General features: G+C 44.4%; 13 protein-coding genes and 2 other annotated features. Of the genes, 12 read left to right on the forward strand and 1 reads right to left on the reverse strand.

Translation table 11 applies throughout. The features are described 5' to 3' along the window. The 12 genes from D8787_RS00110 (at window position 1) to trpA (ending at window position 13,636) form a co-directional block, all read left to right on the forward strand. Window positions 1-1,746, forward strand: a complete 1,746-nt coding sequence (locus D8787_RS00110) for an ABC transporter ATP-binding protein (protein WP_125419993.1) — start codon at window positions 1-3, stop codon at window positions 1,744-1,746. Continuing rightward, a complete protein-coding gene (locus D8787_RS00115; protein WP_125419995.1) occupies window positions 1,736-3,478 on the forward strand; it encodes an ABC transporter ATP-binding protein in 1,743 nt (580 codons plus the stop codon). Before D8787_RS00110 ends, D8787_RS00115 begins: the two co-directional genes overlap by 11 nt. 130 nt (window positions 3,479-3,608) lie before the next feature. Next, complete coding sequence (locus D8787_RS00120) at window positions 3,609-4,301, forward strand: sugar transferase (protein WP_101776763.1); 693 nt, start codon at window positions 3,609-3,611, stop codon at window positions 4,299-4,301. Window positions 4,302-4,343: 42 nt separating this feature from the next. Next, window positions 4,344-5,573 carry a DegT/DnrJ/EryC1/StrS family aminotransferase gene (locus D8787_RS00125; RefSeq protein WP_185776712.1) on the forward strand — a complete coding sequence of 410 codons (1,230 nt, stop codon included), beginning with the start codon at window positions 4,344-4,346 and terminating at the stop codon, window positions 5,571-5,573. A 34-nt stretch (window positions 5,574-5,607) separates the two neighbouring features. Next, window positions 5,608-5,838 (forward strand) — a binding site (T-box leader). A gap of 66 nt (window positions 5,839-5,904) precedes the next feature. Then, window positions 5,905-7,083: a tryptophan synthase subunit beta gene (gene trpB, locus D8787_RS00130; RefSeq protein ID WP_000208439.1), complete on the forward strand. Its 1,179-nt coding sequence runs from the start codon at window positions 5,905-5,907 to the stop codon at window positions 7,081-7,083. Next, window positions 7,074-7,305 (forward strand) — a binding site (T-box leader). It overlaps the preceding gene by 10 nt. Window positions 7,306-7,376: 71 nt before the next feature. Next, window positions 7,377-8,738: an anthranilate synthase component I gene (gene trpE, locus D8787_RS00135; protein ID WP_070480307.1), complete on the forward strand. Its 1,362-nt coding sequence runs from the start codon at window positions 7,377-7,379 to the stop codon at window positions 8,736-8,738. Then, window positions 8,735-9,301: an aminodeoxychorismate/anthranilate synthase component II gene (locus tag D8787_RS00140; RefSeq protein ID WP_084890039.1), complete on the forward strand. Its 567-nt coding sequence runs from the start codon at window positions 8,735-8,737 to the stop codon at window positions 9,299-9,301. Before trpE ends, D8787_RS00140 begins: the two co-directional genes overlap by 4 nt. Window positions 9,302-9,311: 10 nt before the next feature. After that, window positions 9,312-10,316 carry an anthranilate phosphoribosyltransferase gene (gene trpD / locus D8787_RS00145; RefSeq protein ID WP_084933201.1) on the forward strand — a complete coding sequence of 335 codons (1,005 nt, stop codon included), beginning with the start codon at window positions 9,312-9,314 and terminating at the stop codon, window positions 10,314-10,316. Then, window positions 10,313-11,080, forward strand: a complete 768-nt coding sequence (gene trpC / locus D8787_RS00150) for an indole-3-glycerol phosphate synthase TrpC (RefSeq protein WP_125419999.1) — start codon at window positions 10,313-10,315, stop codon at window positions 11,078-11,080. The genes trpD and trpC overlap by 4 nt, the downstream gene beginning before the upstream one ends. Beyond that, window positions 11,067-11,666, forward strand: a complete 600-nt coding sequence (locus D8787_RS00155) for a phosphoribosylanthranilate isomerase (protein ID WP_125420001.1) — start codon at window positions 11,067-11,069, stop codon at window positions 11,664-11,666. The genes trpC and D8787_RS00155 overlap by 14 nt, the downstream gene beginning before the upstream one ends. Continuing rightward, window positions 11,644-12,867, forward strand: coding sequence for a tryptophan synthase subunit beta (trpB, locus tag D8787_RS00160; protein ID WP_000331265.1), 1,224 nt, complete (start codon window positions 11,644-11,646; stop codon window positions 12,865-12,867). Before D8787_RS00155 ends, trpB (D8787_RS00160) begins: the two co-directional genes overlap by 23 nt. Then, window positions 12,860-13,636 carry a tryptophan synthase subunit alpha gene (trpA, locus tag D8787_RS00165; protein WP_001127008.1) on the forward strand — a complete coding sequence of 259 codons (777 nt, stop codon included), beginning with the start codon at window positions 12,860-12,862 and terminating at the stop codon, window positions 13,634-13,636. The genes trpB (D8787_RS00160) and trpA overlap by 8 nt, the downstream gene beginning before the upstream one ends. Here the strand turns inward: trpA and D8787_RS00170 are convergent. Further along, window positions 13,608-14,267 carry a prepilin peptidase gene (locus D8787_RS00170; RefSeq protein WP_125420003.1) on the reverse strand — a complete coding sequence of 220 codons (660 nt, stop codon included), beginning with the start codon at window positions 14,265-14,267 and terminating at the stop codon, window positions 13,608-13,610. The genes trpA and D8787_RS00170 overlap by 29 nt on opposite strands. Window positions 14,268-14,288: the final 21 nt, after the last annotated feature.

Here is a 14,288-nt window from a genome sequence, read left to right on the forward strand (position 1 = left end):
ATGTCCATTATTCAAAAACTTTGGTGGTTTTTCAAGTTAGAAAAACGCCGTTATTTAGTCGGGATTGTGGCCCTAGTCTTGGTTTCCGTTTTCAATCTCATTCCACCTATGGTTATGGGGCGGGTCATTGATGCCATTACATTGGGGCAATTAAGCCAGCAGGACCTTCTTCTTGACCTATTTTATTTGCTTCTTGCAGCTTTTGGGATGTACTATCTGCGCTATGTTTGGCGGATGTATATCCTCGGGACTTCCTACCGTCTGGGGCAGATTATGCGGTCTCGCTTGTTTGAGCATTTCACAAAAATGTCTCCAGCCTTTTATCAAACCTATCGGACGGGGGACCTGATGGCGCATGCCACCAACGATATCAATGCCTTAACCCGTCTCGCAGGGGGAGGTGTTATGTCTGCGGTGGATGCTTCTATCACGGCTCTAGTGACCTTGCTGACCATGCTCTTTAGCATTTCGTGGCAAATGACGCTAGTTGCCATTTTGCCCCTGCCTTTCATGGCTTATGCGACCAGTCGTCTAGGGAGAAAGACCCACAAGGCCTTTGGCGAATCGCAAGCCGCCTTTTCCGAACTCAATAACAAGGTACAAGAGTCCGTATCAGGTATTAAAGTGACCAAGTCTTTCGGTTACCAGGCGGACGAGTTGAAGTCTTTCCAGGCAGTCAATGAATTGACCTTCCAAAAGAACCTGCAAACCATGAAATACGATAGTCTCTTTGACCCTATGGTTCTCTTATTTGTTGGTTCATCCTATGTCTTAACCCTCTTGGTCGGCTCCTTGATGGTTCAGAAAGGGCAAATCACGGTTGGGAATCTAGTTACCTTTATCAGCTACTTGGATATGCTGGTTTGGCCTCTTATGGCCATTGGTTTCCTCTTTAATATCACTCAGCGAGGCAAGGTTTCTTACCAGCGTATTGAAAATCTTTTGTCTCAGGAATCTCCAGTAAAAGACCCAGAGTTTCCTCTGGACGGTATTGAAAATGGACGTTTGGAATATGCCATTGACAGCTTTGCCTTTGAAAATGAGGAAACACTGATGGATATTCACTTTAGTTTGGAAAAAGGGCAAACTCTGGGCTTGGTCGGGCAGACAGGCTCTGGGAAAACGTCCTTAATCAAACTCCTCTTGCGTGAATACGATGTGGATAAGGGAGCTATTTATCTAAATGGTAACGATATTCGGGACTATCGTCTGACAGACCTTCGTAGTCTCATGGGCTATGTTCCTCAGGACCAGTTTCTCTTTGCGACTTCTATCTTAGACAATATCCGCTTTGGCAATCCTGATTTACCCCTCTCAGCAGTAGAGGAAGCGACTAAGCTAGCCCAAGTTTACCAAGACATTGTAGCCATGCCTCAGGAATTTGATACGTTGATTGGTGAAAAAGGGGTTAGTCTTTCTGGTGGGCAAAAGCAACGTCTGGCTATGAGTCGGGCTATGATTTTAGACCCTGAAATCTTGATTCTAGATGATTCCTTGTCAGCCGTTGATGCCAAGACAGAGTATGCGATTATCGACAATCTCAAGGAGACACGAAAGGACAAGACAACCATTATCACAGCTCATCGCCTCAGTGCAGTCGTCCATGCAGATCTGATTTTGGTTCTGCAAAATGGCCAAATCATCGAACGGGGCACGCACGATGACCTGCTTGCCCTGGATGGCTGGTATGCCCAAACCTATCAGTCTCAGCAGCTGGAAATGAAAGGAGAAGAAGATGCAGAATAAACAAGAACAATGGGTTGTATTGAAGCGCTTGATGTCCTATCTCAAGCCTTATGGGCTCCTTACCTTTTTGGCACTCAGTTTTCTACTAGCGACGACGGTCATTAAAAGTGTCATTCCCCTTGTGGCTTCCCATTTTATTGACCAGTATCTCAGTAATCTCAACCAACTTGCTGTGACAGTTTTGCTGGTCTACTATGGCCTTTATATCCTACAAACTCTGGTCCAGTATGTCGGCAATCTTCTCTTTGCGCGCGTGTCTTACAGTATTGTTAGGGATATTCGTTGCGATGCCTTTGCCAATATGAAAAAGCTGGGCATGTCTTATTTTGACAAGACACCAGCAGGCTCTATCGTCTCTCGTTTGACAAATGACACCGAGACTATCAGTGATATGTTTTCAGGGATTTTATCTAGCTTTATCTCAGCAGTTTTCATCTTTCTGACAACCCTTTATACCATGTTGGTGTTGGATTTTCGTTTGACAGCATTAGTCTTGCTCTTTCTCCCCTTGATTTTCCTTTTGGTCAATCTCTATCGGAAAAAATCAGTGAAAATCATTGAGAAAACCAGAAGTCTCTTGTCAGATATCAATAGCAAGCTGGCTGAAAACATCGAGGGAATCAGAATAATCCAGGCCTTTAATCAAGAGAAGCGCCTACAGTCAGAGTTTGATGAAATCAACCAAGAACACTTGATCTATGCCAACCGTTCTGTAGCCTTGGATGCCCTCTTTTTGCGCCCTGCCATGAGTTTGCTGAAACTTCTAGGATATGCAGTTTTGATGGCCTACTTTGGTTATCGTGGTCTTTCTATCGGGATAACGGCGGGAACCATGTATGCCTTTATCCAGTATATCAATCGTCTTTTTGACCCTTTGATTGAAGTAACGCAAAACTTTTCAACCCTTCAAACTTCCATGGTGTCTGCAGGCCGTGTCTTTGCCTTGATTGACGAGAGGACCTATGAGCCTCTTCAAAAAGATGGGCAAGCCAAAGTCCAAGAAGGCAATATCCGTTTTGAACATGTGTGTTTTTCATATGACGGGAAACATCCGATTCTGGATGATATTTCCTTTTCAGTTAACAGGGGAGAAACCATTGCCTTTGTAGGTCATACAGGTTCAGGGAAATCGTCTATTATCAATGTCCTCATGCGCTTTTATGAATTTCAGTCAGGGCGAGTTCTCTTGGATGGTGTGGACATTAGGAACTACAGTCAGGAAGAACTGAGAAAAAATATTGGGCTGGTCTTGCAAGAACCCTTCCTCTATCATGGGACTATTAAGTCCAATATCGCCATGTACCAAAATCTTAGTGATGAGCAGGTTCAGGCTGCAGCAGCTTTTGTCGATGCAGATTCCTTTATTCAAGATCTTCCACAGGGTTATGATGCTCCTGTGTCTGAGCGTGGTTCGAGCTTTTCTACTGGACAGCGTCAGCTTCTTGCTTTTGCCAGAACAGTTGCCAGCCAGCCTAAAATCCTGATTTTGGATGAAGCGACTGCCAATATTGACTCTGAAACAGAAAGTTTGGTTCAAGCTTCTTTGGCTAAGATGAGACAGGGGCGGACAACCATTGCCATCGCCCACCGCCTTTCTACCATCCAAGACGCCAACTGTATCTATGTTTTGGACAAGGGGCGCATTATCGAGAGGGGAACCCATGAGGAACTCTTGGCCTTGGGAGGAACCTATCACAAGATGTATAGCTTGCAGGCAGGGGCCATGTCCTAATACTCTTTGATTTTCATTGAGTATAAGAAGGAAATCCTTCAAATTACAGATTTCTTTCACCGCCTTTTCCATTTTGTGGTATAATGAAAAATGTTGACAAATAGTATAATAAAAACAAAGGAGAAACAGCATGCTGAAATGGGAAGACTTGCCCGTGGAAATGAAATCAAGCGAGGTTGAGTCTTACTACCAGCTTGTCTCTAAAAGGAAGGGTTCGCTGATTTTCAAGCGTTGCTTGGACTGGGTTTTGGCCTTGGTTGTACTGGTTCTGACCTCTCCCATCTTTCTCATCTTGAGCATTTGGATCAAGTTGGATAGCAAGGGGCCAGTGATTTACAAACAAGAGCGCGTGACCCAGTACAACCGTCGGTTCAAGATTTGGAAGTTCCGTACCATGGTAACGGATGCGGATAAAAAAGGCAGTCTGGTAACTTCTGCTAACGACAGCCGTATTACCAAGGTTGGAAATTTCATCCGCCGTGTGCGTTTGGACGAACTGCCTCAGCTGGTTAATGTTCTTAAAGGCGAGATGTCCTTTGTTGGGACGCGTCCTGAAGTGCCACGTTATACAGAACAGTATAGCCCTGAAATGATGGCGACCTTGCTTTTACCAGCTGGAATTACCTCTCCAGCTAGCATCAACTACAAGGATGAGGACACTATCATCAGTCAAATGACGGAGAAAGGTCTGTCAGTTGACCAAGCCTATGTCGAACATGTCCTTCCTGAAAAGATGCGCTATAACCTCGACTATCTCCGAGAATTTAGTTTCCTTGGAGACATCAAAATCATGTTTCAAACCGTGTTTGAAGTGCTAAAATAAAGTAGTTATAAGAAAATGAGTACAGACAAAAGGAGCAAATCAATGCCAAATTACAATATTCCATTTTCACCACCCGATATTACGGAAGCAGAAATTGCTGAAGTAGCAGATACCCTGCGTTCTGGTTGGATCACAACAGGTCCTAAGACAAAAGAACTGGAGCGTCGCTTGTCTCAATATACACAGACGCCTAAGACTGTCTGCCTCAACTCTGCAACTGCCGCTCTTGAGTTGATTTTGCGCGTCTTGGAAGTGGGTCCTGGTGATGAAGTCATCGTTCCAGCTATGACTTACACAGCTTCATGTAGTGTCATCACGCACGTAGGAGCAACGCCTGTCATGGTGGATATTCAAGCAGATACGTTTGAGATGGACTATGACCTGCTGGAGCAAGCTATCACTGAAAAGACTAAGGTGATTATTCCTGTTGAGCTTGCGGGGATTGTTTGCGACTATGACCGTTTGTTCCAAGTTGTGGAGAAGAAACGTGATCTCTTTACTGCTGCAAGCAAGTGGCAAAAAGCCTTTAACCGTATTGTGATTGTTTCTGATAGTGCACACGCTTTGGGCTCAACATATAAAGGACAACCTGCTGGTTCTATCGCGGACTTTACTTCCTTTTCATTCCACGCCGTTAAGAACTTTACAACTGCGGAGGGTGGAAGTGCGACTTGGAAGGCCAATCCAGCGATTGATGACGAAGAGATGTACAAGGAATTCCAAATCCTTTCCCTTCATGGTCAAACAAAGGATGCCCTTGCTAAGATGCAACTGGGTTCATGGGAATATGATATCGTCACACCAGCCTACAAGTGCAATATGACCGATATCATGGCTTCGCTTGGTTTGGTACAATTGGACCGTTACCCTGGTTTGCTACAACGTCGTAAGGACATCGTGGACCGTTATGATCGTGGTTTTGCAGGTTCTCGTATCCGTCCATTGGCACACAAGACTGATAGTGTCGAATCTTCACGCCACCTCTACATCACCCATGTAGAAGGTGCTAGCCTAGAAGAACGCAATCTCATCATCCAAGAATTGGCTAAAGCAGGAATTGCAAGTAATGTACACTACAAACCGCTTCCTCTCTTGACAGCCTATAAGAATCTTGGCTTTGATATGGCGAATTATCCTAAGGCCTATGCCTTCTTTGAAAATGAAATTACACTCCCTCTTCACACTAAATTAAGCGATGAAGAAGTAGACTATATCATTGAGACTTTCAAAACAGTTTCTGAAAAAGTGCTAACTTTATCAAAAAAATCGTAAAAAAGTCTTGACAAAGAAAAAACAAAGTATTAAAATAAGTTCAACAAATCAGAAAAGTAACTATTTTTGATCTTCAGGGAGCCTGTGGTGATTGTGAACAGGTGGTTGGAAGTAGTGAAAGTGGGCTGATTTAAAAAATGAATTTGAAACAATGAAAATTCGGTGCGCACACCTTACAGTGCAACTTGTTGTTAGACAAGGTAGAGATGTAAAGGGGATAGTCCCTTTATAATTGAGGTGGCACCGCGTTACTAACGCCCTCACACAGAATTCAATCTGTGTGTGGGCTTTTTTCATATCTTGAAATCAATACTGAGAGAGGAAAAATTTTATGACAACTAAAGGTTATTTTGGACAATTTGGTGGTAGTTTTGTACCGGAGCCAATTCAGGCTTTGTTGGATGAGTTGGAAGTGACATTTGACAAGTACAAGGATGATCCAGAGTTTTTGGCAGAGTTTCGCCATTACTTAAAAGACTATTCAGGTCGCGAAACACCGCTTTATTTTGCAGAAAGTTTGACAGATCACCTAGGTGGGGCTAAGATTTATCTCAAGCGCGAAGACCTTAACCATCTGGGTTCTCACAAGCTTAATAACGTTTTAGGACAAATTCTTCTTGCTAAACGTATGGGCAAAAAACGAGTGATCGCAGAAACAGGAGCTGGTCAACATGGTGTTGCGACAGCAGCGGCTGCAGCCAAGTTTGGTATGGCCTGTGATGTCTACATGGGGGCAGAGGATGTGGAGCGTCAACGTCTCAATGTCTTCCGTATGGAGATGATGGGAGCAACTGTTCACGCAGTTGAAACAGGGACACGAACTCTCAAGGATGCGGTAGATGCAGCCTTTGGAGCATGGATGAATGACCTTGAAGCCTTCTACGTTTTGGGATCTGCCGTAGGCCCTCATCCTTATCCTACAATTGTTCATGAGTTCCAAAAGGTCATCAGTGAAGAATCTCGTCGTCAAATCTTAGAAAAAGAAGGTCGTTTACCAGACTACGTTATTGCCTGTGTGGGTGGTGGTTCCAATGCTATCGGTGCTTTTTCACAGTATGTGGCTGATGAAGAAGTCAAATTGGTTGGGGTCGAAGCTGCTGGTCATGGACTTGATACAGACAAGCACGCAGCTACTATGACAAAAGGTAGTATCGGAATTGTCGACGGTATGAAGACCTATGCAGTCTTTAAGGAAGATGGAGAGCTGGCTCCAGTTTACTCTATCTCAGCTGGTTTGGACTATCCAGGGGTTGGCCCAGAACACGCCTACTTCAAAGATTCAGGTCGCGTGGAATATGTCGCTGCGACAGATGAAGAAGCTGTTCAAGCCCTGCTCCTTCTAAGCAAGACAGAAGGAATTATCCCAGCGATTGAAAGTTCGCACGCTATCGCAGAAGCGGTTAAACGTGCACCGAAACTAAGTAAAGATGACATTATTATCATCAATGTCTCTGGTCGTGGAGACAAGGACGTAGCTGCGATTGCAGACTACCTAGAAGCTAAAAAATAATAGATGGAAAAATTACAGTCTTTTCTCTCACAGAGAGCTTGTGGTTGCTGGAAACAAGCAGAGAAAGCTGTAAGGTTGGGTCCATCTGAAACAAGAGAAGAAAACATAATTCTCAAGGGAGTGCCCTTTATCGCACAGCCTGTTACAGGATGTATCTGAGACAGGAATGAGAGATAGGAGAAATCCTATAATTGAGGTGGCACCGCGAATTTCGTCCTCACGCAAGTTATTTTGCGTGGGGATTTTTCATACAGTCGCCACGGACTAGAATTAGAACTGAAAGGGAAATTACAATGGAACGAATCATTCATGGAGATGTCTTATCACCAATCTTGGCTTATATGCGCCTAAAGGGGCAACACAAGGTTATCTTAGAAAGTATTCCGAGAGACAAGGAAACCGCTCGTTTTTCTATCCTAGCCTATAATCCAGTTTTTGAGATTAAGTTTGAAAATGGAGTCCTTTATCAAAATGGTCAAGTGATTGATCGGGATCCTTTGGATTTCCTTTATGAAGTGACTCATAAGAGCCAGCACCATTCAGATCTACCTTTTGGTGGGGGAGCTATTGGCTTTGTCGGTTACGATATGATTTCTCTTTATGAAGAAATTGGTCAAATTCCTGAGGATACAATTGGGACTCCAGACATGCATTTCTTTGTTTATGAGAGCTATATGGTCTTTGACCACAAGAAGGAAAAAATCCATGTTATCGAGGATGCTCTTTACAGCGAGCGTAGTCAAGAGGATTTGGAAAAAGCCTTGAACCAAGTGCTTGAGGAATTACGCATCCCTGCTCCAAATGAATTTGAAGACTTGGATCTATCTCCGCTGGACTTCAAACCGCATATTGCTCCTCAGAAGTTTGAGGAAATGGTGGAAACAGCTCGTGACTTGATTCGTAACGGGGATATGTTCCAATGTGTACTCAGTCAGCGTTTCTCAGCAGAAGTTACTGGAAATCCATTTGACTTCTACAGAAATCTTCGCGTGACCAATCCATCAAATTACCTCTATTTCTATGATTTTGGGGATTATCAAATCATCGGTGCCAGTCCTGAAAGTTTGGTTTCAGTTAAAAATGGTATCGTGACAACCAATCCGATTGCTGGTACACGACCAAGAGGGGCTACGGATGAAGAGGACAAGGCTTTGGCAACAGACCTCCTCTCTGATGAGAAGGAAACAGCAGAGCATCGGATGTTGGTAGACTTGGGGCGCAATGATATTGGTCGCATCTCTGAAACGGCAAGTGTCCAAGTTACTAAGTATATGGAAGTGGAGCTCTTCCGCTATGTTATGCATTTGACCAGCGTGGTCAAGGGGCGTTTGCTTCCAGAATTAACTGCCATGGATGCTTTGAAATCTACACTTCCAGCTGGAACAGTTTCAGGAGCACCAAAGATTCGGGCTATGAGACGCATCTATGAACTAGAAACGGAAAAACGAGGCGTATACGCAGGAGCAATCGGCTACTTGTCAGCGACGGGTGATATGGATTTCGCCATTGCCATCCGAACGATGATTCTCAAAAATCAAACAGCCTATGTGCAGGCTGGGGCAGGGATTGTCTATGACTCTATAGCCCAAAATGAATACCAAGAAACCATTAATAAGGCAAAATCTATGACTAGAATTGGAGAACTAAGACCATGATTTTATTGATTGACAACTATGATTCTTTTACCTATAACTTGGCGCAATACATTGGGAATTTTGCAGAAGTCCAGGTCTTGAGAAATGATGATCCTAAGCTGTATGAAGAAGCTGAAAAAGCAGATGGTCTGGTCTTTTCTCCTGGTCCTGGTTGGCCAGTTGATGCTGGAAAGATGGAAGATATGATTCGTGACTTTGCAGGCAAGAAACCGATTCTAGGGATTTGTTTGGGTCACCAAGCCATCGCAGAAGTCTTTGGTGGGAAGTTAGGCTTGGCACCAAAAGTCATGCATGGGAAACAGAGCAATATCAGCTTTGAAGCGCCATCTGTTTTGTATCAAGGCATTGAGGATGGCCGTGCGGTCATGCGTTACCACAGTATTTTGATTGAAGAAATGCCAGAAGACTTTGAAGTGACAGCTCGTTCGACTGATGACCAGGCCATTATGGGAATTCAACACAAAACACTTCCAATTTATGGCTTCCAGTACCATCCAGAGAGTATCGGAACGCCAGATGGCTTGTCTTCTATTCGGAATTTTATCGAGAAGGTTGTAAAGTGAGGAAATTAGGATGAAAGAGATTATTGAAAAACTAGCAAAATTTGAAAATTTATCAGGCGTGGAAATGACGGATGTCATTGAGCGTATCGTAACTGGGCGTGTAACAGAGGCACAGATTGCTTCTCTCCTTTTGGCTCTTAAGATGAAGGGGGAAACACCTGAAGAACGCACTGCCATTGCCCAAGTCATGAGAGGACATGCTCAACATATTCCAACTGAGATTCATGATGCCATGGACAACTGTGGTACAGGTGGAGATAAGTCTTTCAGCTTTAATATCTCCACAACTGCAGCCTTTGTCTTGGCTGGTGGTGGTGTTCATATGGCAAAACACGGGAACCGCTCGATTTCTTCTAAATCTGGTTCTGCAGATGTCCTCGAAGCCTTGGGTATCAACCTAGACCTCAAACCAGCTGAACTAGGTAAGGTCTTTGATAAAACTGGAATCGTCTTTCTCTTTGCCAAAAATATGCATCCAGCCATGAAATACATCATGCCAGCTCGTTTGGAATTGGGAATTCCAACGATTATGAATTTGACTGGTCCCCTGATTCACCCAATGGCCTTGGAAACACAGCTTCTTGGAATTAGTCGTCCAGAACTTCTGGAAAGTACAGCTCAGGTTTTGAAAAATATGGGTCGCAAACGCGCTATCGTGGTTGCTGGACCAGAAGGGCTGGATGAAGCTGGTTTGAATGGAACAACTAACATTGCTCTTCTTGAAAATGGCGAAATTACCTTGTCAAGCTTTACTCCAGAGGATTTGGGGATGGAACGCTACGCTATCGAAGATATTCGTGGTGGGAATGCTCAGGAAAATGCAGAAATTTTGCTCAGCGTTCTTAAAAATGAACCAAGTCCATTCTTGGAAACTACAGTTTTAAATGCTGGTCTTGGTTTCTATGCTAATGGTAAGGTAGATAATATCAAGGATGGAGTTGCCTTAGCTCGTCAAGTGATTGCTAGTGGCAAGGCTCTTGAAAAACTCAGACTGTTACAGGAGTACCAAAAATGAGTCAGGAATTTTTAGCACGAATTTTGGAGCAGAAGGCGCGTGAGGTTGATCAGATGGAGCTGGAGGAAATCCAGCCCTTGCGTCAGACCTATCGCTTGGCAGAATTTTTGAAGAATCACCAAGACCGTTTACAGGTAATCGCTGAGGTCAAGAAGGCTAGTCCTAGTCTGGGAGATATCAATCTTGATGTGGATATTGTGCAACAGGCCCAGACTTATGAAGTGAACGGCGCAGTGATGATTTCTGTTCTGACAGATGAAGTTTTCTTTAAAGGACATTTGGATTATCTACGGGAGATTTCCAGTCAGGTAAACATTCCAACGCTGAACAAGGACTTTATCATCGATGAAAAGCAAATCATCCGCGCTCGCAATACCGGTGCGACAGTCATCTTGCTCATTGTGGCTGCCTTGTCAGAAGAACGTCTCAAGGAACTCTATGACTATGCGACAGAGCTTGGTCTGGAAGTCTTGGTGGAAACGCATAATCTTGCTGAACTAGAGGTGGCTCATAGACTTGGTGCCCAGATTATCGGGGTTAATAACCGCAACTTGACTACCTTTGAAGTTGACTTGCAGACCAGTGTAGACTTGGCCCAGCACTTTAAGGAAAATCACTATTACATTTCTGAATCTGCTATTTTCACAGGGCAGGATGCGGAACGAGTAGCACCATATTTTAACGGAATTTTAGTAGGGACAGCTCTCATGCAGGCAGAAGATGTAGCCCAGAGAATCAAGGAGTTGCAGATTGACAAAGGTTAAAATTTGTGGACTATCGACCAAAGAAGTGGTGGAAACAGCCGTATCAGCAGGAGCAGACTACATCGGTTTTGTCTTCGCACCTAGTAAAAGACAGGTGACCTTGGATCAGGCTGCTGAGCTTGCAAAGCTTATTCCTGCAGATGTCAAAAAGGTTGGTGTATTTGTTTCACCAAGTCGGGCAGAACTGCTAGAAGTCATTGACAAAGTTGGCTTGGACTTGGTTCAAGTTCACGGTCAGGTGGCAGATGATTTGTTTGAGAATTTGCCTTGTGCCAGTATTCAGGCTGTGCAGGTGGATGGAGAGGGTCATGTGCCCAATTCTCAGGCAGACTATCTACTCTTTGATGCCCCTGTGGCAGGAAGTGGCAAGACCTTTGACTGGGCTCAACTGGATACTATTGGACTAACTCAGCCTTTCTTTATCGCAGGTGGGCTTAATGAAGACAATGTAGTAAAAGCAATTCAACACTTTACTCCTTATGCAGTCGATGTATCAAGCGGAGTGGAGACAGACGGACAAAAAGATCATGAAAAGATTAGAAGATTTATAGAGAGGGTAAAGAATGGCATATCAAGAACCAAATAAAGATGGATTTTACGGAAAATTCGGTGGACGTTTCGTCCCAGAAACATTGATGACAGCAGTTTTGGAGTTGGAGAAGGCCTACCGTGAAAGTCAGGCAGACCCAAGTTTCCAAGAGGAATTAAACCAACTCTTGCGCCAGTATGTGGGGCGTGAAACTCCTCTTTACTACGCAAAAAACTTGACCCAGCATATTGGCGGAGCCAAGATTTATCTTAAACGTGAAGACCTTAACCATACGGGGGCCCACAAGATTAACAATGCCTTAGGACAAGTTCTTCTGGCTAAACGCATGGGCAAAAAGAAAATTATCGCTGAAACAGGTGCTGGTCAGCACGGTGTAGCAACTGCAACTGCTGCAGCCCTCTTTAACATGGAATGTACTATCTACATGGGTGAGGAGGATGTTAAACGCCAAGCCCTCAATGTCTTCCGTATGGAGCTTTTAGGAGCCAAGGTTGAGGCAGTGACAGATGGTTCGCGCGTGCTCAAGGATGCTGTCAATGCAGCCCTTCGTTCATGGGTGGCTAATATCGATGATACTCACTATATCCTTGGTTCTGCCTTGGGACCTCATCCTTTCCCAGAAATTGTTCGTGACTTCCAAAGTGTTATCGGTCGAGAAGCTAAACAACAGTACCGTGACTTGACAGGTCAAGATTTGCCAGATGCCCTAGTAGCCTGTGTTGGTGGTGGTTCTAATGCTATCGGTCTCTTCCATCCATTTGTAGAAGATGAGTCTGTAGCTATGTATGGGGCTGAAGCAGCTGGACTTGGTGTAGACACAGAGCACCACGCTGCTACCTTGACTAAGGGTCGTCCGGGTGTCCTTCACGGTTCTCTCATGGATGTGCTCCAAGATGCCCATGGTCAAATTCTTGAAGCCTTCTCTATCTCAGCAGGATTGGACTATCCTGGTATCGGTCCAGAACATTCTCACTACCACGATATTAAACGTGCCAGCTATGTTCCTGTGACAGACGAAGAAGCCTTGGAAGGATTCCAACTTTTGTCTCGTGTGGAAGGGATTATCCCAGCCTTAGAATCTAGCCATGCGATAGCCTTTGCGGTGAAATTGGCCAAAGAACTGGGCCCAGACAAGTCTATGATTGTCTGTCTATCAGGTCGTGGGGACAAGGATGTGGTTCAAGTCAAGGACCGCTTGGAAGCAGATGCAGCAAAGAAGGGAGAAGCTCATGCCTAAGACATTAACAGAAAAATTGAATGCTATAAAAGCAGCTGGAAAGGGAATTTTTGTTCCCTATATCATGGCTGGAGACCATGAGAAAGGTTTGGATGGACTGGGAGAAACAATCCACTTTTTAGAAGATTTGGGTGTCTCTGCTATTGAAGTGGGCATTCCCTTTTCAGACCCTGTTGCAGATGGACCTGTTATCGAAGAAGCAGGTCTGCGCAGTCTGGCCCACGGAACTTCTACCCAGGCTTTGGTTGAAATCTTGAAAGCCATTCAGACTGAAGTACCACTGGTCATCATGACCTACTTCAACCCCCTCTTTCAGTACGGTGTGGAGAACTTTGTCAAAGATTTGGCAGATACAGCGGTTAAGGGCTTGATTATCCCAGACCTTCCTCATGAGCATGCCAACTTTGTAGAACCATTTTTGTCAGACACAGACATCGCCTTGATTCCTCTAGTTAGTTTGACGACAGGAATTGAGCGCCAGAAAGAGTTGATTGATGGGGCAGAAGGATTTGTCTATGCCGTTGCCATCAATGGGGTGACAGGGAAATCAGGCAATTACCGTGCAGACTTGGATAAGCACTTGGCACAACTTCATCAAGTGGCCGACATCCCCGTCTTGACAGGTTTTGGTGTATCTAGTCAAGCCGATGTTGAACGATTCAATGCGGTGTCAGATGGCGTTATCGTCGGTTCAAAAATCGTAAAAGCTCTCCATCAAGGAGAGCCGATTCAGGACTTTATCAAACAAGCAGTAACTTACCAAAAATAATCACACAAGCAGCGAGTAAGAGGAAAGGCACAAAAGGAAGTCTTTCCTTTTTCTTTTGTAGGAGAAAGGCTAGAATCCCCGTCGCAGAAGCAAACTGAATCAAGATCAGTAATTCGGTCGCGCTAAAGACGAGAGCACAGGAAGCTAGAAATAGAAAATCCCCTGCGCCCATGCGGATATCGATAAAATGAGCTAAAATCCCAAGGATAAGGAAGAAGACCATGACCAGGTTCCAGCCAGAGGAAGCCATGAGGATTAGGTGGAAAGTCATCCAGACTAGTAAGGGATATTCCTGATGGCGTAAGTCGTAGATACCCAAAGTTAAACCAGCAGTGATTAGGATGACTTGTCCCAAGGAAAGTAATCCCCAAGACCAAGCTAGAAAGAGGAGGCCTAAACCTAGTTCAAAAAGGGCATACCAGACTGGATAAGGATTCTTGCAGTAGCGACAGCGAAAGCGATTGAAGATCTGCGAGAGGATAGGAATCAAATCTAAAGGATGCAAGCGAATCTGACAGGAATCGCAGTGACTGGCTGGACTGATAATAGATTGCTCAGGGAAACGGTCAATGACCAAACCAAGAAAGGAAGCGAGAATGCTCCCGACAAGAAAAAAATAAATATCAATCATACTTATCTATTCGTAAAAAAT

Source organism: Streptococcus mitis (assembly GCF_003944325.1).
Taxonomy (GTDB): Bacteria; Bacillota; Bacilli; order Lactobacillales; family Streptococcaceae; genus Streptococcus; species Streptococcus mitis_CW.

Bases quoted from the DNA above. Each gene is read 5' to 3' on its own strand.
- D8787_RS00110 (WP_125419993.1), top strand. From the start codon at position 1: ATGTCCATTATTCAAAAACTTTGGTGGTTTTTCAAGTTAGAAAAACGC.
- D8787_RS00115 (WP_125419995.1), top strand. From the start codon at position 1,736: ATGCAGAATAAACAAGAACAATGGGTTGTATTGAAGCGCTTGATGTCC.
- D8787_RS00120 (WP_101776763.1), top strand. From the start codon at position 3,609: ATGCTGAAATGGGAAGACTTGCCCGTGGAAATGAAATCAAGCGAGGTT.
- D8787_RS00125 (WP_185776712.1), top strand. From the start codon at position 4,344: ATGCCAAATTACAATATTCCATTTTCACCACCCGATATTACGGAAGCA.
- trpB (WP_000208439.1), top strand. From the start codon at position 5,905: ATGACAACTAAAGGTTATTTTGGACAATTTGGTGGTAGTTTTGTACCG.
- trpE (WP_070480307.1), top strand. From the start codon at position 7,377: ATGGAACGAATCATTCATGGAGATGTCTTATCACCAATCTTGGCTTAT.
- D8787_RS00140 (WP_084890039.1), top strand. From the start codon at position 8,735: ATGATTTTATTGATTGACAACTATGATTCTTTTACCTATAACTTGGCG.
- trpD (WP_084933201.1), top strand. From the start codon at position 9,312: ATGAAAGAGATTATTGAAAAACTAGCAAAATTTGAAAATTTATCAGGC.
- trpC (WP_125419999.1), top strand. From the start codon at position 10,313: ATGAGTCAGGAATTTTTAGCACGAATTTTGGAGCAGAAGGCGCGTGAG.
- trpB (WP_000331265.1), top strand. From the start codon at position 11,644: ATGGCATATCAAGAACCAAATAAAGATGGATTTTACGGAAAATTCGGT.
- trpA (WP_001127008.1), top strand. From the start codon at position 12,860: ATGCCTAAGACATTAACAGAAAAATTGAATGCTATAAAAGCAGCTGGA.
- D8787_RS00170 (WP_125420003.1), bottom strand. From the start codon at position 14,267: ATGATTGATATTTATTTTTTTCTTGTCGGGAGCATTCTCGCTTCCTTT.